Source organism: Aliiroseovarius sp. ABM4_368 (genome assembly GCF_056161205.1).
The window spans coordinates 1-754 of the sequence record NZ_JBSWYR010000020.1 but is presented as its reverse complement, the minus strand read 5'-3'; the positions used below and the strand labels follow the sequence as shown (position 1 = coordinate 754).

Annotated in this window: 1 pseudogene; it reads right to left on the bottom strand. The window is 59.5% G+C overall.

Features of this window, described 5'->3' with window-relative positions:
- A pseudogene (locus tag ACXAH3_RS16445) lies at positions 1-754 on the bottom strand (hypothetical protein); the annotation flags it as partial.

Below are 754 nucleotides of genomic sequence, written 5' to 3'. Positions count from 1 at the left end.
TGGCGTGTCGTCGATGGCGTCGATCGGGGCTGGGTCCACTACGACCGTCGCTGTGGCCGTATCACAGTTCGTCCCGTTCAAGTTCTCACAGATCGTATAGGGATAGCTGTAAGTGCCTGCCGTCGTGCCCGGCGCGACAGTGATCGTCCCGTCCGCATTCATCGTGATCGAACCCGCAGCAGGCGAAGGTGCCGTGCCAGGCGTCAGCGTGATATCTGCTGGATCAACAACCACACCGTTCAGCGTGTCGTTGTCCAATACGGATGCGGTGTCGCCTCCGTCTAGGCCGTTCACTGGCCCAACCGCGTCATCCATCGCATCAATCGGGGTAACATCGACCACAACAGTCGCCGTAGCGGTGTCACAATTGCCAGCATTCAGATCTTCGCAGATCTGATACGGATAACTATAGGTGCCCGGTGTCGTGCCCGGAGCCACAGTAATGGTGCCATCGGCACTCATGATGATCGAGCCAGAAGCAGGCGAAGGTGCCGTACCAGGGGTCAGCGTGACATCTGCCGGATCAACAGCCGCGCCATTCAGCGTGTCGTTGTCAAGAACAGACGCGGTGTCGCCGCCCACCAAGCCAACAATCGGCGCCATCGTATCATCCACCGCATCAATGGGCGCTACGTCGACAACAACAGTTGCCGTCGCCGTGTCGCAGTTGCCTGCGTTCACTGCATCGCAGATCGTATAGGGATAGCTGTACGTCCCAGCCGTCGTACCGGGGGCAACCGTGATGGTCCCGTCC